The sequence below is a fragment of the Actinomycetota bacterium genome (assembly GCA_005774595.1).
Lineage (GTDB): Bacteria > Actinomycetota > Coriobacteriia > Anaerosomatales > D1FN1-002 > D1FN1-002.
Window position 1 is genome coordinate 1 of record VAUM01000430.1, and the last position, 1,374, is coordinate 1,374.

Sequence of the window (1,374 nt, forward strand, 5' to 3'; positions counted from 1 at the left end):
GTGTCGCGGGCGGTGTCGGGGTGGTACTTCAGCGAAAGCGCGCGGTAGGCGCGCTCGATCACTTCGGGCTCGGCGTCTCGCGTCACTTGCAGCGTTCGGTAGTGGTCCATGATCTCCCCGGGCATCCTCGGCGCTAGTGAAGAGTGAAGACGCCCTTCGGCACGAGTCCCGGGGCGAGGTAGATATCCACCGTGCTCGGGCATCGTTGGTTCGCCAGTAGCATAGACTCCTGGCACACGCGGACGAGGACCTGGTCGGTAGCCTCGGCCTTCGCCGCCGGCGTCACCGCACGCGAACGCTGATCTATGGCGCTTCGCATGTACTGCGCCCAGATCTTGGCGGGATAGCTCCCACCGGTCACCTTGATCCCGTGGACGTTGGTCATGTCGATCTGCGCTTGCGGGTACCCTACCCACACCGCCGTGGCGAGATCGCCGGACCATCCCACGAACCACGCGTCACGATACGACTGTGTTGTCCCGGTCTTGCCCGCAGCCCACGCCCCGACGCGCGCAGCCTGCCCGGTGCCCTGTTCCACCACATCGTGCAGCATGAGCGAGGTCTGCACTGCCACGCCCTTGCCGAGAACCCGCTCGGCAGCGCGGTCCGGGCGATACAGCACGCGGCCGTCATCATCGGTGACGCGAGCGATGCCGCTCGGGGCCACGTGAAGCCCGCCGGACGCGAGGGTGCCGTACGCCGACGCCATCTCAAGCGGGGAGACGCCTGTGCGAAGCCCGCCGAGCGCGATAGCCGGATCCGGATTGACCGGCGTCATGATCCCCATGCGCTTCGCCACCGTCGCGACCTGCTCGGCGCCGACCTCCATGATGAGCCGGGCGTAGACGGCGTTCACCGACCAGTTGGTCGCCGCCTGCAGCGTCATGGCAGGCGCGGTCTTCGCGTTCTCGTAGTTCTGAACGTTCCACACGCCGTCTTTGACTGGGACTGCGTAGGGCCGCGCGCTGTAGACGCGCTGCGGTCGCATGCCCTTCTCCAGTGCCGCGACGAGCACAAACGGCTTGAACGCCGACCCCGGCTGGCGGCGACCCTGGGCGGCGAGGTTGAACTGATTCGCCGAGAAGTCCCTGCCGCCCACCATCGCTACGACCGAGCCGTCGCCGTGCCGGATCGACACGATAGCGACCTCCGGGTCCTTGCCTCTAAGCTGCTTGGCGGCCTTCTCGGCAGTTGCCTGGAGCTTGGGGTCGAGCGTCGTATACACCCGGAGCCCGCCGCTGTACACCTTGTCGGCACCGAGACGCTCGATGAGGTCGCGCTTCACGTACTCGACGAAGAACGGCGCCGACGCCGGAACCTCCTTGGGAGGGACTAGCTTGACCGGCTCGTTCGCGGCCTTGCGCTCCTCGTCAG

2 protein-coding genes are annotated in these 1,374 nt (G+C 67.0%); both read right to left on the bottom strand.

Going from position 1 to position 1,374, the window contains the following annotated elements; translation table 11 throughout:
• The coding region (locus FDZ70_10710; protein TLM65927.1) for a hypothetical protein at positions 1–125 on the bottom strand (125 nt) is incomplete at its 3' end.
• Between the two features lie 8 nt (positions 126–133).
• Positions 134–1,374: hypothetical protein (locus FDZ70_10715; GenBank protein TLM65928.1), on the bottom strand; the 1,241-nt coding region annotated here is incomplete at its 5' end.